This window comes from Burkholderia sp. BCC1644 (assembly GCF_902833225.1).
Classification (GTDB): domain Bacteria; phylum Pseudomonadota; class Gammaproteobacteria; order Burkholderiales; family Burkholderiaceae; genus Burkholderia.
Genome location: NZ_CADFEI010000010.1, coordinates 158,596 through 179,222, shown reverse-complemented (window position 1 = coordinate 179,222; position 20,627 = coordinate 158,596). Strand labels below are relative to the sequence as shown.

The following is a 20,627-nucleotide window of genomic DNA, read 5'->3' as shown; positions in this document are numbered from 1 at the left end:
GAATTCTAGTCCGTTATATGCGGAACTTCGCGTGGTTTTTCGCGAATTGAATCGGATTTATCTTCTGTCGCTCTGACGGCGCATCCGCGCCAGCTTTTCGAGGAGCGATGATGGATCACCCTGTTTCAGCCGTTTCGGCCCAGTCGGCGCGCCGGCGCGCGTGGGTGCTGGCCGCCGTCTGCATGGCCGCCGTCGCGCTGCCGCTGTCGTTTTCGGGCGGGGCGGTCGCGACGCCCGCGATCGGCCGCGACCTGCACGGCAGCCCGGTCGCGATGAACTGGATCACCAACGCGTTCATGCTCGCGTTCGGCAGTTTCCTGATGGCGTCGGGCGCGCTCGCCGATCAATTCGGCCGCAAGCGCCTGTTCGCGATCGGCGTCGGTGGTTTCACGCTGATGTCGGTCGCGCTCGCGTTCGCGCCGTCGATGCTCGCGGTCGACCTGCTGCGCGCCGCGCAAGGGCTCGCGGCGGCCGCGGCGCTCGCCGGCGGCACGGCCGCGCTCGCGCAGGAATTCGACGGCGCGGCGCGCACGCGTGCATTCAGCCTGCTCGGCACGACCTTCGGCATCGGGCTCGCGTTCGGGCCCGTGCTGGCCGGCGGCCTGATCGGGCATTACGGCTGGCGCGCGATCTTCGTGACGAGTGCGGTGGCCGGCGTGTCGTCGCTCGTGTTCGGGCTGCCGCGCATGCACGAGTCGCGCGACCCGCATGCGACGGGGCTCGACTGGCCCGGCACGGCGGCGTTCACCGCCGCGCTGACGCTGTTCACGTTCGGCGTGATCGAGGCGCCCGCGCGTGGCTGGTCGAGTGCGCTCGTGATCGCGTTGCTGGCCGGCGCGGCGCTCGGCGCCGGTGCGTTCGTGATGATCGAGACGCGCGTCGCGCGGCCGATGCTCGATCTGTCGCTGTTCCGCATCGCACGCTTCGTCGGCGTGCAGGTGCTGCCGGTGTCGACCTGCTGCTGCTACATCGTGCTGCTCGTCGTGCTGCCGCTGCGCTTCATCGGCATCGACGGCTTCAGCGAGATCGACGCCGGCTGGCTGATGCTCGCGATTTCTGCGCCGATGCTCGTCGTGCCGCTCGTCGCGGCGACGCTCACGCGCTGGCTGTCGGCCGGCGTGATCTCGGGGCTCGGGCTGCTCGTCGCGGCGGCCGGGCTCGTGTGGCTCGGTATCGCGCTGCGCGGCGGCGCGGGGCCCGCGGCGATCGCGCCGATGCTCGCGATCGGCGTCGGCGCCGGCATGCCGTGGGGGCTGATGGACGGGCTGTCGGTGAGCGTCGTGCCGAAGGAGCGCGCGGGGATGGCGACGGGAATTTTCAGCACGACGCGCGTGGCCGGCGAGGGGATCGCGCTGGCAATCGTCGGCGCGGTGCTGGCCGCGCTCGCGCAGACCGGGCTGAGGCAGGCGGCGGGCGCGGCCGGCACGCCGGACGCGACGCTGCGGGCGGCCGCACGGCTCGCGACCGGCGATCTCGCGGGCGCGGCGGCCGCGTTGCCGGGTGTCGGGCACGCGACGCTGCTCGCGAGTTATACGCATGCGTTCGACCGGTTGCTGATCGGGCTGGCGGTCGTCACCGTGCTGTGCGCGGTGGTGGTGTTCGTGTTCCTCGGCGGGCGGCGAGCGGCCGCCGAAGCGGGCGACGACACCGGCGGGCACGCACATGCCGACGCGCCGGTGCCCAGCCGGATCGCAACGGCTTGTCCGGAGGCGCGCGGGCGTTGAGCGTCGCGTCGGCGCACACGGGCGCGTCGGCCACGGCAGCCGGAGCGCCGCCTCATTTCGTCATCGCTGCATTCGCACGCTGACGATCCGTCACACGCATCACGCCAGCACGAGCGGCGGCAGCGCCGCATCCGCGCGTGCCTGCGCTCGCTCCACTTCAACCACCACATAGCGTTGCGCGTCGGGCCACAGATGCGCGCGGCTTCCCGCATCCTCGTCGATCGTCGCGCGGCCCTGCACGAGCCAGGTCGTCTGGCGCACGAAATCGACGAACAGCAGCGCGACGGCTGGATTCACGAGCAGGTTGCCGATCGTGTTGAACAGGTTGTTGCCCGCGAAGTCGGGCAGCACCAGCGTGCGGCGGTCGGGCATGTGGACGAGCGGCTCGAACGACCCGTCGCCGCGCGGCTGGCGGCCGCGGTACGAGCAGTCGCTGTTGCCGGCCGCGTCGGCGGTCGCGACGATCAGGAACGCCTGCTCGCGGATGAACGCGATGGCGTCGTCGGTCAGCGGGCCCGGGTCGTTCATGGTGTCGGTCGGCGCGAATGCCGTGGCGTGTCGATCGTCGATCCGCACGCAAGCGACATGCCACGCGGCGCGGCCCGCATTCGCGTGCAACGTGCCGCCGCGCACTGTGGAAATTTCGAACACCGGCCGCGCCGCTGCGCAATCGCGGTGTTCAGAATCGGCGCACCCGTCGTGCTGCGTGCGTGAACACCGCACGGCGTGCACGCGGGCCGGCCGTGATCGACGTGCTCCGGTCCTGTTTGGCACGCATGTTGCGTAAACGGGTGCAGCGCATTCCAACCGGCGCTGTACTCACACAAGCACGATGAACAGGAGACATGTATGAACCCGTTTGACCTGAAGCAACTGGGCCTCGACGTCGAATACCCGTACCGTCAGCAGTACGACAACTACATCGGCGGCAAGTGGGTGGCGCCGGTGAAGGGCGAGTATTTCGAGAACGTGTCGCCGATCAACGGCCAGCCGTTCTGCCGTGTGCCGCGCTCGGGCGCCGACGACATCGAGCTGGCGCTCGACGCCGCGCATGCCGCGCGCCGCAAGTGGGGCAAGACGTCCGTGGCCGAGCGTGCGAACCTGCTGCTCGCCGCCGCCGACCGGATGGAAAAGAACCTGAAGCTGCTGGCCGTGGCCGAGACGATCGACAACGGCAAGCCGCTGCGCGAGACGATGGCGGCCGACCTGCCGCTCGCGATCGACCACTTCCGCTACTTCGCGGGCTGCATCCGCGCACAAGAGGGCGGCATCTCCGAGATCGACGACAACACCGTCGCGTACCACTTCCACGAGCCGCTCGGCGTCGTCGGGCAGATCATTCCGTGGAACTTCCCGCTGCTGATGGCCGCATGGAAGCTCGCACCGGCACTCGCGGCCGGCTGCTGCGTCGTGATGAAGCCGGCCGAGCAGACGCCCGCGTCGGTGCTGGTGCTGATGGAACTGATCGGCGACCTGTTCCCGGCCGGCACGATCAACATCGTCAACGGCTTCGGCAAGGAAGCGGGCGAGGCGCTCGCGACCAGCAAGCGGATCGCGAAGATCGCGTTCACGGGCTCGACGCCGGTCGGCAAGCACATCCTGCGCGCGGCGGCCGACAGCCTGATCCCGTCGACGGTCGAATTGGGCGGCAAGAGCCCGAACATCTTCTTCGCCGACGTGCTCGACCAGGACGACGCGTTCCTCGACAAGGCGCTCGAAGGGCTCGCGATGTTCGCGCTGAACCAGGGCGAAGTGTGCACGTGCCCGTCGCGGATCCTGATCCAGGAATCGATCTACGAGAAGTTCATCGAGAAGGCCGTCGCGCGTGTCGAACGCATCAAGGCCGGCCACCCGCTCGACCTGCAGACGATGATCGGCGCGCAGGCGTCGCAGCAGCAGCTCGACAAGATCCTGTCGTACATCGACATCGGCCGCGGCGAAGGCGCGCAATGCCTGACGGGCGGCGAGCGCACGGCGCCGGCTGCCGAACTCGGCACGGGCTACTACGTGAAGCCGACGATGCTGCTCGGCAACAACAAGATGCGCGTGTTCCAGGAAGAGATCTTCGGGCCGGTCGCGTCGGTCATGACGTTCAAGGACGAGGCGGACGCGATCGAACTCGCGAACGACACGTTCTACGGGCTCGGCGCGGGCGTGTGGACGCGCAACGGCACGCGTGCGTACCGGATGGGCCGTGAGGTCGAGGCCGGCCGCGTGTGGACCAACTGCTACCACCTGTACCCCGCGCACGCGGCGTTCGGCGGCTACAAGCAGTCGGGGATCGGCCGCGAGACGCACAAGATGGCGCTGTCGAACTATCAGCAGACGAAGTGCCTGCTGGTCAGCTACCAGGCCGAGGCGCTCGGGTTCTTCTGATCGCCGGAGCAGGGGCGTAGCGCCGGGGCCGTTCGGCCCGGTGCTTCGCCCCGTTCGATCCCGACATTCGACGCCCGGTGCGGGCCGCGTTTTCCGGCGGCCCGCGCCGGAAACGATACCGGCGGCCGCGTGCTCGCGGCGGCGCGGTGCGCCGATACGTTCGACGACAACAACCAGCATGGCAGAACTGCCCCGATCCTTTCCGCGTCACCCGGTATTCCATGCGGGCGAACTCGACGCGCAACACCGTTTCGGCGTCGCCGACGAAGCCGAGCGGATGAGCGACGTCGTGACTACGCGACTGAGCATCGGCGTGCGGCAGTTCGTCGAGTCGCAGCCGTTCATGTTCGTCGGCGCTGCAAGCGGCGCACGCGGCGCGGTGACCTGCGACATCGTGCAGAGCCTGCGCGATGCGAACGGCGATCTGCTGCCCGTCGTTCGCGTGATCGACACGAAGACGCTGCGGTTCGCGTTGCCCGCGCCTGACGGCGACGGCGGCCGGATCGACGCGGCCGTGTGCGACGGCGGCGGTGTCGGGTTGCTGTTCGTCGATTTCGTGCGCGGGATCCGCTACCGGATCAACGGTCGCGCGACGTTGCGGGCCGATCTGCCTGACGCGGACGCGGCGCCGTGGGCGGCCGGCAGTGCGATCGTCGAGCTGGCGGTCGCGCAGGCGTACGGCAACTGCGGCACGCGGGTCGTGCGGCTGAAGCCGGCCAGGTAGCCGGAATCCGGGAGCCGGTCACGGCGCGGATGCGCGGTCGTCGCGCTTGCCGCACCGGCGGCGTGCGCGGGACGCCGCCTTCGGGTGCGCCCCCATGGCGCGCACCGGCCGGGCTGTGTGGAATGACGGGCTGGTCGCCGGGCCGTGCGGTTCGGCACGGGACTTGCGTGATACGCGCCGTTCCGGGCAGGTGAGGGAGGACACGATGGATCAATACGTGGCGTGCAGGGAAGAACCGACCGCCGAAGACACGCGGCGCAACGCGCAGGGCGACGACGCGCAGGCCGGGCAGGCCGTCGTCAGCGTCGCGCACGATGCGGACGAGCAGGCGCGCAACCTGATTGGATGGCGGCAGACCTACGACCAGCTCGCGGCCGGCCGCTTCGTCGGCACGCTGACCGAGCTGCCGCTCGACACGATGAAGCTGTTTCGCGAATCGACGAGCCACCTGCTGCGCCAGGCGTGCGAAGTGCGTGGCGATGCGTACTGGTTCGGCATCCCGCTCGTGTGCGACGGCACCGCGCGCGTCGACGCATGCCGGATCGGGCCCGGCGCGCTCGCATTTCGGCCCGGCAACGTCGAATTCGAACTGGTGACGCCCGCGCAGTTCTCGATCTACGGCGTCGTCGTGCGCGGCGACGTGCTGCGCCGCTATGCGGAGGAAGTCGAGCACCGGGCGCTCGACGAGCGGCTGTTCACGCAGCGCGTGATGCAGGTCGGCGATGCGCGGCTCGCGCGGCTGTGCGCGCTGCTCGGCCGCCGCCTCGACGGCGCGGTGGCGATCGCCGGCCCGCTGCCCGATGCGCAGCGCGACGACCTGCAGGCCGACGTGCTGGCCGCGCTGTTCGACGCGTGCGCGCAACCTGCCGACGACGGCAGCGGCGCCGCGCCGTCGACGCGCCGCTGGATCGTCGAACAGGCGCGCGACTACGTGCTCGCGCACCGTACGCGCCCGGTCGGCGTGCCGGAGTTGTGCGAGCAGCTGCTCGTGAGCCGGCGCACCCTGCAGTACTGCTTCCAGGACGTGCTCGGGATGGCGCCCGCGACTTATCTGCGCACGCTGCGGCTGAACGGCGCGCGGCGCGACCTGTGCGGCCGCGCGGCCGGCTCGGTGCAGGATGTTGCGGAGGCGTGGGGCTTCTGGCACCTGAGCCAGTTCGCGACCGATTACCGGCGCCTGTTCGGCAAGCGGCCGTCGGAGACGCTGCGCGATCGCGCCGTGATGGTCGCGGCGGGGTGACGAAGGCGGTGCGGTCGGCGTTCCAACCCGGCTGCCGCGCCCTGTTTCCTTATCCGCTGGTCGACGCTGCCGCGTCGCGCGGCGCGGGCCACGGCAGTCCATCCCAGTCGATTTTCCTGTAAGCGGCCTCGACCGCCGCGAGATCGTCCGGCCGCTCGCTGCGGTGCAGCCCGTGCAATTCGGCCGGCAGCTCGAGTTCGACCGGCACGCAATGCGGATAGTCGCGCATGCGCAGCGCCGGCCCGATCGTCGTGAAGCACGCGAGCGTCGGCACGTCGAAACCATCGGCGAGATGCAGTGCGGCCGTGTCGGGCGCGAACAGCAGGCTGGCGCCCCTGACCCATGCGATGAAACGCGCGGTGTCGGTGGCATCGCTGCTCACGTCGACGTAATCCGGATGCGCGACCGGGCCGAAGCCGGCCACCGGCAGCCCGTAGCGCTGCGCGAGCCGTTCCACGAACGCCGCGCGCAGGGCCGGCGGCACGCTGCGCACGGCGGTAGTCGCGTTCGGGCAGAACAGCACGTACGGCCGCTGCCACGCGGCCGGCAGCGCGGGCAGCGGCAGCCGTGCGAGCCAGCGGTTGCGCTTCGCGACGGCCGGCACGGCGGCCGGATCGACGCCGAGCGCATCCAGGAAGAAATCGATCATCGGCAGCTGCGCGAACGCGGGCCAGTACAGGTGATTGCCGACGTCGATGCACGGTGCATCGGCGGGCAACGCCTCGACCGGGCACGGCAGCGTGCGCGACGGCGCGACGACGTCGGCCGCAAGCGCATACAGCGCTTCGACATAGCGCGGGGCGCGGGCCGGCCGGTACAGCGTGAAGCGCAGGCCCGGGCGGGCTGCACGCAGCGCGGCGACGGCGGTCAGGCCGATCACCGAATCGCCGAGCGTGACGCCCATTCCGTTGATCACGTGCACATGCCGCGCGCCGTCGTAGTCGAGCCGGAACGGCCGGTGCGCGGCGTGCAGCAGGCCGAGTGCCGGCGCGGCCGGCACGTGGCCGTCGGCGCGCGCGCCACCCTGCTCGAGGTCGTACGGGGCGACGAGCGTGCCGTCGGGCGCGAGCAGCGTGCCGGGGCAGGCCAGCGCGTCCTCATGCGACAGCGCGACGCCAGGCGGCGCGGTGTGCGTATCCACCGTCATCCGCCGCGCGCGCGGCGGCCTTGCTCGCGGATCTGTTCGAGCGTCGCGGCCGGCGTGCTGGCGTCCTGCGGAATGCGGATCTCGATCACCGCAGGCAGCCCGCAAGTCAGCGCGCGTTCGAGCGCGGGCGCGAAATCGGCGGTGCGCTCGACCGTCTCGCCATGCGCGCCGAACGCACGCGCATACGCGGCGAAATCGGGATTCGTGAGCCCCGTGCCGTGCACGCGGCCCGGGTAGTTGCGCTCCTGATGCATGCGGATCGTGCCGAAATGCCCGTTGTTGACGACGATCGCGACGATGTTCAGCCCGTACTGCATCGCGGTCGCGAGCTCGTTGCCGGCCATCATGAAGCAGCCGTCGCCCGCGAGCGCGACGACCGCGCGCGACGGGTACAGCGACTTCGCGGCGAGCGCGGCCGGCAGCCCGTAGCCCATCGCGCCGCTGGTCGGCGCGAGTTGCGAACGGAAGTGCCGGTACGCAAAGTGACGATGCAGCCAGATCGCGTAGTTGCCGGCGCCGTTGGTGAGGATCGCGTCGTGCGGCAGGCGCTCGCGCAACTGCACCATCACGTCGCCGAGCTGGACGTCGCCGGGCATCGGCAGCGGCGCATGCCATTCGCGGTACGCGCGATGGGCATCGGCGGCCGCGCCGGCCCAGGCCGGGCGCTCGGGCGGTTCGAGCGCGGCAAGCGGCGCGGCGATCTCGGGCATCCCCGACACGATCGGCAGGTCGGCCGCATATACACGGCCGAGCTCGTCCGCGCCCTGGTGTACGTGGATCAGCGTCTGGCGTGTCTTCGGGATGTCGAGCAGCGTGTACCCGCCGGTCGTCGCTTCGCCGAGGCGCGGCCCGATCACGAGCAGCAGGTCGGCGTCGCGGATGCGTTTCGCGAGCGCGGGATTGATCCCGAGCCCGACGTCGCCCGCGTAGTTCGGGTGTGCGTTGTCGATCGTGTCCTGGAAGCGGAACGCGCAGGCGACGGGCAGTTGCCAGCGTTCGACGAAGGTGCGCAGGTTCGCACAGGCTTCAGGCGTCCAGCCGCTACCGCCGACGATCGCGACCGGCCGTTCCGCGCGCGCGAGCCGCTCGCGCAGCTCGTCGACCTGCCCGGCCGACGGCGCGGCCGCGACGCGTTTCGCGGCCGGCACGACGGGCTGCGAAGCGCACGCTTCGGACAGGACGTCCTCCGGCAGCGCGAGCACGACCGGGCCGGGCCGGCCGGACGTCGCGACGTGGAACGCATGGCTCAGGTATTCGGGGATACGGCGCGGGTCGTCGATCTGCGCGACCCATTTCGCCATCTGGCCGAACATCCGCCGGTAGTCGATTTCCTGGAAGGCTTCGCGGTCGAGGTGCTCGCGCGCGCACTGGCCGACGAACAGGATCATCGGCGTCGAATCCTGGAACGCGGTGTGCACGCCGATCGACGCATGGGTCGCGCCGGGCCCGCGCGTGACGAACGCGATGCCGGGGCGACCGGTCAGCTTGCCGACCGCTTCGGCCATGTTCGCGGCGGCCGCCTCGTGGCGGCAGACGACCGTCTGGATGCGCGCGGTGTCGTCCGCCAGCGCATCGAGTACGGCGAGGAAGCTCTCGCCCGGCACGCAGAACACGCGTTCGACGTGATTGGCGAGCAACGCATCGACGAGCAGTCGCGCGCCGGTCGTGGCGGGCTGCTCGAGATCCTTGGAATGCGACATGGGCTGCCGTCTCCCTGGGTAGCGGGACGTACAGCTTACGCCTGTCGGCGGGGCGCCGGTGCGCCGGCCGGTGAAAAGTGCCGGAACGCCGGGTGATTCGGACGGTGCGTCATCCGTGCGTGCCGGGTTCGGCTGGCCGAAAGGACGACTGGTGCGCGATTGCCGGACGGCGGAAAGTGGATGCTGCAAGCATCGAGCCGGACAGGGTGATCCGCTGCCACGGTCAAGCGGGTGGCGGATTGCCCTGAACTACGTACTTGTTTGCCACATTTGACGGCCGCTGGCCTAGTGAATATCTCCCGCGTATCGCATACCGCCATCCACGACCGCTTCGGAGTCGCGTACACACATGGATTTACACTGTTTCGGAAATAACCTAAAGTACATCCTTCGTACACACGCATGGGAGATCGGCATGCATACCACGAGGGTGTTTCGGAACGGCAACTCGCAAGCCGTCCGGATTCCGGCGGACCTTGCCTACGAGCGCAGCGACATCGAGCTCGAAATCGAACGGATCGGCGACGAAATCCGTATTCGGCCCATGCGACGGCCGTTGACCGGCGTGCTCGAGAAGTTCGCGAAATTCGGGCCGGATTTCATGGCCGAAGGGCGTGGCGATCAGGAGCAGGCCGACCGCGAGGGCTTGTGATGCCGCGCTACATGCTCGACACCAACATGTGCATCTATCTGTTGAAGAATCAGCCGGAACAGGTCGCGAGGCGGTTTGCACAGTGCTACACGGGGGACGTCGTGATGTCGGCGATTACCTATGCCGAGCTCGAGTACGGCTTGACTGCGTGTGCAAGTCCTGCCCAGGAGCGCAGCAATCTTGCCGCGCTGATCGAGGATATTCCGGTTGCGCCGTTCGACGCGTCGGCTGCGCAAGCGTACGGCCCTGTCCGCGAAGCGACCCGCGAACGGAAGAAGGATCATCTCGACAAACTGATCGCGGCTCATGCGGTGTCGCTCGACGTTGTGCTCGTGACCAACAACGAGCGGGATTTCGCGAGCTATCCGGGCGTGCGGCTGGAGAACTGGTTGAACGACTAGCGTGCCCGGCAGGCGTGACGCAACGCGCAACCATGTCCGGCGGTCATGCAGGGTATCGATTCGCCCCGCATGACCGCCGTTACCGCATCAGCACTCGACGATATTCACCGCCAGCCCACCGCGCGACGTTTCCTTGTACTTCGTCTTCATGTCCGCCCCCGTCTCGCGCATCGTCTTGATCACCGAGTCGAGCGACACGTAGTGCGAGCCGTCGCCGCGCAGCGCCATGCGCGCCGCGTTGACGGCCTTCACCGACGCCATCGCGTTGCGCTCGATGCACGGAATCTGCACCATCCCGCCGACCGGGTCGCAGGTGAGGCCGAGGTTGTGCTCCATCCCGATTTCGGCCGCGTTCTCGACCTGCTGCGGCGTGCCGCCGAGCACGGCCGCGAGCGCGCCGGCCGCCATCGAGCATGCGACGCCCACTTCGCCCTGGCAGCCGACTTCCGCGCCCGAGATCGACGCGTTGAGCTTGTAAAGAATGCCGATCGCGGCGGCCGTCAGCAGGAAGTCGATCACGCCTTGCTCGTTCGCACCGGGCGTGAAGCGCGTGTAGTAGTGCAGCACGGCCGGGATGATGCCGGCCGCGCCGTTGGTCGGCGCGGTGACGACACGGCCGCCGGCCGCGTTTTCCTCGTTGACCGCGATCGCGTACAGGTTGATCCAGTCGATCATCGACAGCGGATCCTGCAGCGCGCGCTCCGGGCTGCCCGTCAGCGTGCGGTACAGCTGCGGCGCGCGGCGCTTGACCTGGAACGGGCCGGGCAGGTTGCCGTCGGCATCGGGGTTGCCGATCCCGCAGCCGCGCGACACGCACGACTGCATCACGGCCCAGATCTTCAGCAGGCCATCGCGCGTTTCTTCCTCGGTGTGCCACGCGCGCTCGTTGTCCCACATCAGCTGCGCGATCGACTTGCCGGTCGACTCGGTCAGCGCGAGCAGCTCGGCGCCGGTGCGGAACGGGTGCGTCATCTGCTCGGCCGCGCTCAGCACCTTCGTGTTCGGCGCGCCGGCCGTCACGACGAAGCCGCCGCCGACCGACAGGTAGGTGCGCTCGACCAGGACCGCGCCGTTCGCGTCGGATGCGCGCAGTTTCATCCCGTTCGGATGCTCGGGCAGCGCCTGGCGGTAGAACGCGATGTTCTCCTTCAGCACGAACGGCACCGGATGCGTACCCAGCAGCGCGAGCTTCTTCGATTTGCGGACGTCTTCCAGGCGCGCGTCGATGGTTTCGGGATCGACGGTGTCGGGCGCATCGCCGAGCAGGCCGAGCATCACGCCGCGGTCGGTACCGTGGCCCTTGCCGGTGGCGCCGAGCGAGCCGTACAGCTCGACCTTCACGTGGGCGGTTGCATCGAGCATCCCGTCGCGCTCGAGGCCCTGGACGAACATCAGCGCCGCGCGCATCGGTCCGACCGTGTGCGAACTGGACGGACCGATGCCGATCTTGAAGAGGTCAAAGACGCTGACTGCCATTTCGATACCTGCCTTGCTTTAAGAGTAGTGCTAGCGCGCCTGCAATGGCAGGCACGCGGCGAGCCATGCGGGCGGCGTTGGGGAGAGTTGCTGCGCGACGCGGGCGTAGCGCCCGTCGAGCCGCGCGGCCAGATGAAAGAGTTCGGTGGCGTTTTTCGGGTCCCACTGCCCCGTGTAACCCGGCAGGCCCGCCTCGCGGCGCTTCGCGTCGAACGGCACCGGCGAATTCACGAATTCCTCGTGCGTCTTCTCGCTGAGCGCGTACGGCACGAGCCAGTCGAGCGCGGCCGCGAGCGTCGCGCCGTTCGCGCCGCGTTCGCGCAGCCAGTTGCGGTTGAAGCGGCGCGCGGCGAGCGCGGCCGTCACCAGCGGCTGCAGGTCGTAGACTGCGTAATGCAGCGCATCGCGTTCCTCGAAGTCCCACGTCTTGCCGTCCGGGCCGATGTTGTCGGCGAGATGCTCGACGAACAGCCGCTGCGCGGCGTTCATCATCTTGCGGTCGCCGAGCGTGAACGCGGACAGCGCGATCAGCTTGATCCGGTGGCTCTGCCAGTTGTTGCGCCAGGTGCCGGTGAGCGGGCGCTTCTGCGCGTCGATCTGCGCGACATAGCCGGCGCCGAGCTTCGCGATGAACGCGGCCGTCGCGTTGCGGGTCTTCACCGGCAGCGCGCTCGCGGTCATGTCGTACGCGACGATCAGGCTCTCGAAGCGCGTTTCGTCGATCGGATTGAAGCTCGGCTGGTAGGTCGAGACCCACGCGGACAGGAAGCGGTCGACGAGCTGCAGGTAGCGCGGCGCGTTCGTCACGCGCCACGCGAGCGCCGCGTCGCGCATCAGGTCCATGTCCTTCAGTGCGGCCGCACTCTGGTCGTAGATGCCTTCATGCGGCAGCGTGCCCTCGGTGTGCACGCGCGCCATCGCCTTCGGCTGCTCGCCGATGCGCGCGTCGACGCTGCGGATCAGTGCCTGCACGCCCGGTTCGGCCTGCGTCGTCTCGCTCGCCTGCAGCGCCGGCGCCGCGCAGAAATTCATCGCCGCGCGCGCGCTGCCGGCCGCGCCGAGGCCGGCAGCGGCCAGCGACAGCGACGCGACGAGCATCGGCACGAACCGGCCCGCGCGCGTGCGCGGCCGTCTCTCTGTTGCACCATGGCCCGGAAACATCGGACGCACCATGCGGAACTCCTTCATTGGCTGGATCGCGTGTGATGTTAGCCGGATTGGCGGACGAACGTGAACCGGTTCGAGCGGCGAACAAAAAACCGCACGCAACACGGAGTTGCGTGCGGTGCGGTCACCATCGGTCGGTTCCTGGCCTGGCGTGCGTTATGCGTATTCCGACATCGGCACGCACGAGCAGAACAGGTTGCGGTCGCCGTAGACGTTGTCCGCGCGGCCGACCGGCGGCCAGTACTTGTTCGTGCCGAGCGACGCGACCGGGTACGCGGCCTGCTCGCGCGAGTACGCGTGCGGCCATTCGTTCGCGGTGACGACGGCCGCCGTGTGCGGTGCGTGACGCAGCGGGTTGTCCTCGCGGTCGGCGCGGCCTTCCTCGACCGCACGGATTTCGTCGCGGATCGCGATCATCGCGGCGATGAAGCGGTCGAGTTCCTCCTGCGATTCCGATTCGGTCGGCTCGACCATCAGCGTGCCCGGCACCGGGAAGCTCATCGTCGGCGCGTGGAAGCCGTAGTCCATCAGGCGCTTCGCGACGTCGTCGACGCTGATGCCGCTCGATTCCTTGATCGGACGCAGGTCGAGAATGCACTCGTGCGCGACCAGCCCGCCCGGGCCCGAATACAGCACCGGGTAGTGCGGCGCGAGGCGCTTCGCGATGTAGTTCGCGTTGAGGATTGCCGTTTCCGTCGCGGCGGTCAGGTTCTTCGCGCCCATCATCGCGATGTACATCCACGAGATCGGCAGGATCGACGCCGAGCCGTACGGCGCGGCCGACACGGCACCGATGCCGCTTTCGTCGCGCGAGTAGCCGGTCGAACGCTGGTTCGGCAGGAACTTCGCGAGGTGCGCGCCGACCGCGACCGGGCCGACGCCCGGGCCGCCGCCGCCGTGCGGGATGCAGAAGGTCTTGTGCAGGTTCAGGTGCGACACGTCGCCGCCGAACTGGCCCGGCGCGGTCAGGCCGACCATCGCGTTCATGTTCGCGCCGTCGACGTACACCTGGCCGCCGTGCGCATGGACGATCTCGCAGATCTCGCGGACGTTCTGCTCGAACACGCCGTGCGTCGACGGGTACGTGATCATGATCGCCGCGAGGTCCTTCGCGTGCTCGTCGGCCTTTGCCTTCAGGTCGGCGATGTCGACGTTGCCCTGCGCGTCGCAGGCCACGACCACGACCTTCATGCCGGCCATGTGCGCGGACGCCGGGTTCGTGCCGTGCGCGGACGCCGGGATCAGGCACACGTCGCGATGGGCTTCGCCGCGCGATGCGTGGTACGCGTGGATGATCAGCAGGCCCGCGTACTCGCCCTGCGAGCCCGCGTTCGGCTGCAGCGACACGGCCGCGTAGCCGGTGGCCGCGACGAGCATCTGCTCGAGCTGGTCGATCATCTCGCGGTAGCCGACGGTCTGCTCGGCCGGTGCGAACGGGTGGATGCCGCCGAACTCGGGCCACGTGACCGGCAGCATTTCCGACGTCGCGTTCAGCTTCATCGTGCACGAGCCGAGCGGGATCATCGAGCGGTCGAGCGCGAGATCCTTGTCCGACAGGCTGCGCAGGTAGCGCAGCATTTCGGTTTCGGAATGGTGGCGGTTGAACACGTGGTGCGTCAGGTACGCGCTCGTGCGCTCGAGGCCGGCCGGCAGCGCGGCAACGCCGGCGAGGCCTGCGTCCAGCGCGTCGACGGCCGGCGCGGTGCCGCCCGCGGCCTGCGCGAACACGGCGAGGAGGTCGGCGAGGTCGTCGCGCGTCGTCGTTTCGTCGACCGACACGCCGACTTGCGTGTCGCTCACGCGGCGCAGGTTGATGCGCTTGGCCTTCGCATATTCGTGGACCTGCGCGGTGCGCGCGCCGGTGTCGATCGTCAGCGTGTCGAAGAACGTGTCGTTGACGGTCGCGAAGCCGAGCTGCTTCACGCCGGCGGCGAGCAGCGCCGCGATGCGGTTCACGCGCAGCGCGATCGTCTTCAGGCCGTGCGGGCCGTGGTAGACCGCGTACATGCTGGCCATGATCGCGAGCAGCGCCTGCGCGGTACACACGTTCGACGTCGCCTTCTCGCGGCGGATGTGCTGTTCGCGCGTCTGCAGCGCGAGGCGCAGCGCGGGCTTGCCCTGCGCGTCGACCGTCACGCCGACGAGGCGGCCCGGCATCTGGCGCTTGAATTCGTCACGCACCGCGAGGTACGCGGCGTGCGGGCCGCCGAAGCCCATCGGCACGCCGAAGCGCTGCGTGTTGCCGATCGCGACGTCCGCGCCCCATTCGCCGGGCGGCGTCAGCACGGTGAGTGCGAGCAGGTCGGCCGCGACGACCACGTGGCCGCCGGCCGCGTGGATCGCTTCGGCGAGTGCGCGGTAGTCGCGCACGTCGCCGTTTACGCCCGGGTACTGCAGCAGCACGCCGAATGCGTTGGCCTGCGCGGCGTCGGCGGCCGGGCCCGTCTTGACCTCGATGCCGACCGGCAGCGCGCGCGTGCGGATCACTTCGAGCGTTTGCGGCAGCACGTCGTCGGCGACGTAGAACACGTTCGACGTCGGCTTGCCGGTGCGCTGCAGCAGCGTCATCGCTTCGGCCGCGGCGGTGGCTTCGTCGAGCAGCGACGCGTTCGAGATCGCGAGGCCCGTCAGGTCGGCGACCATCTGCTGGAAGTTCAGGAGCGCCTCGAGGCGACCCTGGGAAATTTCAGGCTGGTACGGCGTGTAGGCCGTGTACCACGCCGGGTTTTCGAGCACGTTGCGCAGGATCACGGCCGGCGTGTGCGTGTCGTTGTAACCCTGACCGATATACGAGCGGAACACCTGGTTCTTGTCCGCGAGAACCCGCAGCGCGGCGAGTGCTTCGGCCTCGCTCTTCGGCTGCGCGAACGGGCCGAGCGGCAGCGTTTCGGCGCGGCGGATCGAGGCCGGGATCACGGCGTCCATCAGGGCGGCGCGCGACGCGAAGCCGAGCGTGTCGAGCATGGCCTGCTGGCTGGCGGCATCGGGGCCGATGTGGCGTTCGGCGAACGCGTCGTGCGTTTCGAGCGCGGCGAGCGAGAGGGGCGTGCGGTTCATCAGGCGGTCCGGGTGTTCGAGCTTCATGGCGTGACTCTGGTCCCGCGCGGGCCGGCTGGCCGGCGCCGCGCGGTTCGGGTAGGGGAATTAGTCGATCAGCTTGCTGTAGGCGGCTGCGTCGAGCAGGCTGTCGGTCGATGCGCCGGCCGCGAGCTTGACCTTGAACAGCCACGTGTCGTACGCGTCGCTGTTCACCTCTTCCGGCGTGTCGACTGCATCCGCGTTGATCGCGACCACTTCGCCCGACACCGGCGAATAGATGTCCGACGCGGCTTTCACGGATTCGACGACGCCGATCGCGTCGCCTGCCTTCACCTGCTTGCCGACGGGCGGCAGTTCGAGGAAAACGATGTCGCCGAGCGTGTTCTGCGCGTGATCGGTGATGCCGATCGTCAGCGTGCCGTCGGCTTCAGTGCGGATCCACTCGTGTTCGTCGGTGTACTTCAGATCGGCCGGGACGTTGCTCATCGGATGCTCCTGATAAAAGGGTTTGTTCGTTTTGCTGACGCGCCGTCGGGGCGCGCCGGGTGTGGTGTTGCGCCGGGCGCCATCTCCCGGCTTCCCGGGAGGCGGGCCTCCCGGCCGTTACGCAGCGAGGACCTTGCCGTTGCGCACGAACGGCAGTTTTACCACGCGCGCGGGAAGATTCTTGTCTCGAATTTGCACCTGGATGAGGTCGCCGATCTGGACGGCGGCCGGCACGCGCGCGAACGCGATCGATTCCTGCATCGACGGCGAGAACGTGCCGCTCGTGATCTCGCCTTCGCCGTGCGGCGTGACGACCTTCTGGTGCGCGCGCAGCACGCCGCCCGCCTTGCCGTTTTCCTTCTGCAGGATCAGGCCGACGAACGCGGCGCGAGTGCCGTTGGCTTCCAGTGCGGCGCGGCCGACGAAGTCGCGCGGCGCGGCGAGGTCGACCGTCCACGCGAGGCCTGCGTCGAGCGGGGAGACGGTGTCGTCCATGTCCTGGCCGTACAGGTTCATGCCGGCTTCGAGGCGCAGCGTGTCGCGCGCGCCGAGCCCGCACGGGCGTACGCCGTTTTGCTGCAGTGCGGCCCACAGCGCTTCGACGTGCACGGCCGGGACGATCACTTCGAAACCGTCTTCACCGGTATAGCCGGTGCGCGCGATGGTGAGATCGCCGAACGGCGTGGCGGCGACCTGCGCGGCGTTGAACGGCTTCAGCTCGCTGGTCGCGGCACGTGCGGAAGGCACGGTCGTCCAGACCTTTTCGCGGGCGTTCGGGCCCTGTACGGCGACGATCGCGAAATCGCGGCGCGGCGCGATCGTGAGGCCGAAGCTGCCTTGCTCGTTCAGCTGGTTGAACCACGCGATGTCTTTCTCGGCCGTGCCGGCGTTGACGACGACGCGGAAGAATTCTTCGGTGAAGTAATAGACGATCAGATCGTCGATGACGCCGCCCTGCGGGTTGAGCAGGCACGAGTAGAGCGCCTTGCCGGGCGTCTTGAGCTTGCCGACGTTGTTCGCGATCGCGTGCTCGAAGAACGCGCGCACGCGGCTGCCGGTGAAGTCGACCACGCACATGTGCGACACGTCGAACATGCCGGCGTCGGTGCGCACGGCTTCGTGTTCTTCGATCTGCGAGCCGTAGTTGACGGGCATGTCCCAGCCGCCGAAGTCGACCATGCGGGCATTGAGCGCGCGGTGCGCGGCGTTGAGCGGGGTGTGATTCAGTGCAGTCATCGAGGCCTCAGGCAAGGCGCTTGCGCGCGGATCAGAACGGCCATGTGCCGACCGCCGTGGCCGATGGCCTCCAGCGATCCGGTACATGCCCCTCTGTCCTCGATACCTGAGAGATTGCGCGGCGGGCAAAGCCCGGCCAACGCGCGCCCCTTCGGTGGGCAGCTTGCCCGCGCAACCAGTGCGCTGCGAGCTACTGCCGCTCTCCAGAGTGCGGGGAGAGTGTGGCCCGCGCAATGCGCGGACGCGATTCCCCGACGCGGTCGGTCCTTTTGCCTGAGAGTTTGCGGGTGTGCCCCTTCGGCGGCGCAACCGGTGTCGAAACCACCCGGTTACACGCTCTCCCGACGCGTGCGGGCGACTGTACGCGAGCGGGTGGGCCTTGTCAATTTGGGCAAAAGAATGTCGCTTCGCGACAAGCGGCGGCGTGGGGCGCCGCCGCTTTTTGCCGGCACCGGCAGGTGCCGGCGCTACCGGTATTACTCGCCGATCGCGCGGGCGGCCGTGTCGAGTTCCTGGTTCAGCACGCGCTGCTCGTCGCCAGACAGGCCGCCGCTATGCTGCGCGGACATGTCGTTCGATTCCTGGCGGATCACGTCGAGGCGGTGGTGAAGCTGCGCACCGTACGGCGGCGGATAGTAGCCACCGTTCACGCGCGCATCGATGCGGCGGTGCAGGTTGTCGATCCGGCCCTGGATCTGCTGCATCCGCTCGTTCGCGACGACCTGCGGATTCGGCCGCGGCGGGGGCGCCGGGCGGACCGGCTGCTGCGGCTGCACGATACAGGCCGCAAGCGAGGAAACCAGGACGCAGCACGCCGCTGCGCGAATCAACCGTTGCATCAACATTCTCCTGACGGATTGGTGTCGGATCGACTTTTTTGAGAAACGCATCAGACCGGTCGGACGCTGACTTTCGTTCCCCCGGCATTTGTAACCGAATGTTCGGCCGTGATCCACACGCAAGCGTGCCGGCCGGCCGCGACCGGCCGGCGCGCGGCGTCAGACCGTGCGGCGCACGAACGGCAGCCGGCGGCCGTCGTGCTCGCTTTTCGCGGCGAGCTCGATGATGGTCATCACGTCGACGGCGTCCTGCGCGGTGACGGGGAACGGCGCGCCGTCGCGGACCGATGCGGCGAGCGCGCGGTAGAACTCCGCGTACTGGCCGTCGAGCGTCGGAACCGGGCGTTCGACCTCGACTTCGCCGTCCAGCACGCGCAGCAGGCCGGGCGGGTTGCCGCCACCGAATTCGACGTCGTCCGCGGTGAGGCCGGCCTTGAGCTGGTCTTCCTGCGTGTCGAGGCCGAACTTCTGGTAGCTGCCGCGCGTGCCGTGCAGCGTGAAGCGGGCCGGTTCGATCGCCGACAGCGCGCTCGCATGCAGCGCGACGTCCTTGTCCGGATAGCCGAGCAGCAGGTGCACGAGATCGGGTGCCGTGCCGTTGTCGCGGCGCGTCTTGACGGTCGCGCTCACCGTTTCCGGCAGGCCGAACAGCGCGAGCGCCTGATCGATCAGGTGCGGGCCGAGGTCGAGCAGCAGGCCGCCGCCGCGGGCCGGCTCCTCGCGCCAGCGTGTGCGCGGCGTCGGGCGGAAGCGGTCGAAATGCGACGCGAAATAGGTGAGGCGGCCGAGCTCGCCCGATTTGACGATGTCGCGCACGGTGAGGAAATCACCGTCCCAGCGGCGGTTGTGGAACGGCGCGAACAGCCGGCTGCGCGTGTTCGCGAGCCGTGCGAGCGCAAGCGCCTCGTCGGCGGTGAGCGTGACGGGCTTGTCGACGACCACATGGCGGCCGGCTTCGAGCACCTGGCGCGCGAGCGTGAAGTGCGTGTCGTTCGGCGTGGCGATCACCACGCACTCGATGTCGTCGAGGCCGAGCAGCGTGTCGAGGTCGGGGACGACGCGCGCGCCCGGATACGCGGCCTGCGCGCGATCGGGCTGCCCCGTCGCGATCGCGGCGACTTCAGTGCGGCCGCTCGTGGCGATCACCGGCGCGTGGAACGTCGCGCCGGCGAAACCGAAACCCATCAAACCAATCCTGAGCAATGACGACATGGCAATCCCTGGCTGCGAAGGAAACTAACGGATGGCGCGCCGAAACGGCGCGAAGACGACCGGCTATTTTGGCATGGCGCCGCCGCTTGCACCGACGCGTTGGGCGAAACGCGCGATGCGGAACGGCGCTTGCGCAAGGAAGGGCGGCATTTTGCGCAGGGCTGCGCGGCGCACGCCGCACGCCGCGCGCGGCATGGCCGGCTGCTCGGCCGCCCGGTGAATGGCCGACACGCCGCATCACGCGGTTACCCGCTGCCGCACGGCCGCCGCGACCTGCGCGGCCCACACCGCGCATGCCGATTCGCCGGGATGAAAGCCGTCGACGGCCATCAGGTGGCGCTCGAGCGGCAGGTCGACCCGCAGGAACGTGCAGTGCGGCTGCGCACCGGCCCAGCCGGCGAGCGCCGCGTTGAGCCGCTTCGCACGCAGCCCGAGATACCACGCGAGCGGCTGCGGCAGCGCCGGGAAGCGCTCCATCGGCGGCACCGCCGACAGGATCGCGTGCCCGACCCGGAAGCGTCCGGCCAGCAGCCGGACCAGCTCGGCCTGCTGCGCCAGCCAGCGCGCGGGGGCCACGCCGCCCGTCACATCGTTGACGCCGAGCGACGTGACGGCCACGTCGAACGGTTCGGCCGGCTCGGCGGCGAGCCAGTCGACGAGCTCCCGCGTGGTGAGGCCCGTGCGCGCGAGCAACTTCCAGCTCACGCGGTGGGTGGCCGCCAGCGCATGCGCCAGCTGCCCGGACAGCGCGTCGCGCTGCGTCGTGACGCCGACGCCCGCGGCCGCCGAATCGCCGACCACCAGGACACGGAGCGGCGGGCCGTCGCCAGCCACGCCGTCGCGCGGGCCGGCCGCTTCGGGCAGCCGCGGCGTGACGCGCCGCACGTAGCGCCCCTGCGCGAACAGCAGCGGGACGAGGGCGGCAGTGGCGAACGGGTATCCCATGGGGTCGATCCGGTGGTGATTCAGACGAATGAAAGCGGACCGGCGCGGGCGGCGCCGGGGGATACCTATTGTGGCCGATCGGTGCGCGGACGGGGCCGGATTGGCCGGACGGACAGGGTGCGGCCGGCCGGTCGGCCCGCGCGGCCCCGTCCGGCGGCGCTCCCGAAATGCACGCCGCCGACGTGTTAACATGCGCGTCCTGCCCGCGTGTCCGCCTGATTCGCCAGCCTGTCGCGCACGGCATCCTCCAGGCGTTCCGCCGT

General features: G+C 69.4%; 17 protein-coding genes and 2 riboswitches. Of the genes, 6 read left to right on the top strand and 11 right to left on the bottom strand.

The genetic code is table 11. The features are described 5' to 3' along the window. Nucleotides 1-110 precede the first annotated feature (110 nt). Nucleotides 111-1,724 (top strand): MFS transporter, encoded by a 1,614-nt coding sequence (locus HWX87_RS21310; protein ID WP_176049071.1) that lies wholly within the window; start codon nt 111-113, stop codon nt 1,722-1,724. Nucleotides 1,725-1,823: 99 nt separating this feature from the next. Here HWX87_RS21310 and HWX87_RS21305 read toward each other — a convergent pair whose 3' ends face one another. Continuing rightward, nucleotides 1,824-2,357 (bottom strand): pyridoxamine 5'-phosphate oxidase family protein, encoded by a 534-nt coding sequence (locus HWX87_RS21305; protein ID WP_244137727.1) that lies wholly within the window; start codon nt 2,355-2,357, stop codon nt 1,824-1,826. Nucleotides 2,358-2,573: 216 nt separating this feature from the next. Here HWX87_RS21305 and HWX87_RS21300 point away from each other — a divergent pair, with 216 nt between their 5' ends. From HWX87_RS21300 to HWX87_RS21290, 3 genes are all read left to right on the top strand, one after another. Continuing rightward, nucleotides 2,574-4,100, top strand: coding sequence for an aldehyde dehydrogenase family protein (locus tag HWX87_RS21300; RefSeq protein ID WP_176049069.1), 1,527 nt, complete (start codon nt 2,574-2,576; stop codon nt 4,098-4,100). A 178-nt stretch (nt 4,101-4,278) separates the two neighbouring features. Then, on the top strand, nt 4,279-4,824 hold the full coding sequence (locus tag HWX87_RS21295; RefSeq protein ID WP_176049067.1) for a hypothetical protein: 546 nt from the start codon (nt 4,279-4,281) through the stop codon (nt 4,822-4,824). A 205-nt stretch (nt 4,825-5,029) separates the two neighbouring features. Further along, nucleotides 5,030-6,064: a helix-turn-helix domain-containing protein gene (locus HWX87_RS21290; protein WP_176049065.1), complete on the top strand. Its 1,035-nt coding sequence runs from the start codon at nt 5,030-5,032 to the stop codon at nt 6,062-6,064. Nucleotides 6,065-6,113: 49 nt separating this feature from the next. Here the strand turns inward: HWX87_RS21290 and HWX87_RS21285 are convergent, their stop codons facing one another. Then, the gene (locus HWX87_RS21285) at nt 6,114-7,211 is read right to left on the bottom strand and encodes an ADP-heptose--LPS heptosyltransferase (RefSeq protein WP_176049063.1); all 1,098 of its coding nucleotides are present in this window, start codon (nt 7,209-7,211) and stop codon (nt 6,114-6,116) included. Next, nucleotides 7,208-8,911, bottom strand: a complete 1,704-nt coding sequence (locus HWX87_RS21280; protein WP_176049061.1) for a thiamine pyrophosphate-binding protein — start codon at nt 8,909-8,911, stop codon at nt 7,208-7,210. Before HWX87_RS21280 ends, HWX87_RS21285 begins: the two co-directional genes overlap by 4 nt. 415 nt (nt 8,912-9,326) lie before the next feature. Here HWX87_RS21280 and vapB point away from each other — a divergent pair, with 415 nt between their 5' ends. Both vapB and HWX87_RS21270 read left to right on the top strand, forming a co-directional pair. Continuing rightward, entirely contained in the window at nt 9,327-9,563 is a 237-nt protein-coding gene (gene vapB, locus HWX87_RS21275) for a type II toxin-antitoxin system VapB family antitoxin (RefSeq protein WP_176049249.1), read from the top strand. Next, nucleotides 9,563-9,964, top strand: coding sequence for a type II toxin-antitoxin system VapC family toxin (locus tag HWX87_RS21270; protein ID WP_176049059.1), 402 nt, complete (start codon nt 9,563-9,565; stop codon nt 9,962-9,964). Before vapB ends, HWX87_RS21270 begins: the two co-directional genes overlap by 1 nt. 87 nt (nt 9,965-10,051) lie before the next feature. Here HWX87_RS21270 and HWX87_RS21265 read toward each other — a convergent pair whose 3' ends face one another. The 8 genes from HWX87_RS21265 to HWX87_RS21230 form a co-directional block, all read right to left on the bottom strand. Next, nucleotides 10,052-11,440, bottom strand: coding sequence for an L-serine ammonia-lyase (locus tag HWX87_RS21265; RefSeq protein ID WP_176049058.1), 1,389 nt, complete (start codon nt 11,438-11,440; stop codon nt 10,052-10,054). Nucleotides 11,441-11,470: 30 nt separating this feature from the next. Then, nucleotides 11,471-12,613 (bottom strand): alginate lyase family protein, encoded by a 1,143-nt coding sequence (locus tag HWX87_RS21260; RefSeq protein WP_176049056.1) that lies wholly within the window; start codon nt 12,611-12,613, stop codon nt 11,471-11,473. A gap of 150 nt (nt 12,614-12,763) precedes the next feature. Beyond that, nucleotides 12,764-15,691, bottom strand: a complete 2,928-nt coding sequence (gcvP, locus tag HWX87_RS21255; RefSeq protein WP_176049054.1) for an aminomethyl-transferring glycine dehydrogenase — start codon at nt 15,689-15,691, stop codon at nt 12,764-12,766. 60 nt (nt 15,692-15,751) lie between these two features. Beyond that, nucleotides 15,752-16,132: a glycine cleavage system protein GcvH gene (gene gcvH / locus HWX87_RS21250; RefSeq protein ID WP_048247841.1), complete on the bottom strand. Its 381-nt coding sequence runs from the start codon at nt 16,130-16,132 to the stop codon at nt 15,752-15,754. Between the two features lie 117 nt (nt 16,133-16,249). Then, nucleotides 16,250-17,368 carry a glycine cleavage system aminomethyltransferase GcvT gene (gcvT, locus tag HWX87_RS21245; protein WP_176049052.1) on the bottom strand — a complete coding sequence of 373 codons (1,119 nt, stop codon included), beginning with the start codon at nt 17,366-17,368 and terminating at the stop codon, nt 16,250-16,252. Between the two features lie 83 nt (nt 17,369-17,451). Beyond that, a riboswitch (glycine riboswitch) is annotated at nt 17,452-17,585 on the bottom strand. A gap of 33 nt (nt 17,586-17,618) precedes the next feature. Continuing rightward, a riboswitch (glycine riboswitch) is annotated at nt 17,619-17,722 on the bottom strand. A gap of 122 nt (nt 17,723-17,844) precedes the next feature. After that, nucleotides 17,845-18,207 carry a hypothetical protein gene (locus tag HWX87_RS21240; RefSeq protein ID WP_011350564.1) on the bottom strand — a complete coding sequence of 121 codons (363 nt, stop codon included), beginning with the start codon at nt 18,205-18,207 and terminating at the stop codon, nt 17,845-17,847. A 159-nt stretch (nt 18,208-18,366) separates the two neighbouring features. Next, complete coding sequence (locus HWX87_RS21235) at nt 18,367-19,419, bottom strand: oxidoreductase (protein ID WP_176049050.1); 1,053 nt, start codon at nt 19,417-19,419, stop codon at nt 18,367-18,369. Nucleotides 19,420-19,656: 237 nt separating this feature from the next. Next, the gene (locus HWX87_RS21230) at nt 19,657-20,364 is read right to left on the bottom strand and encodes an SGNH/GDSL hydrolase family protein (protein ID WP_176049049.1); all 708 of its coding nucleotides are present in this window, start codon (nt 20,362-20,364) and stop codon (nt 19,657-19,659) included. Between the last annotated feature and the right edge of the window lie 263 nt (nt 20,365-20,627).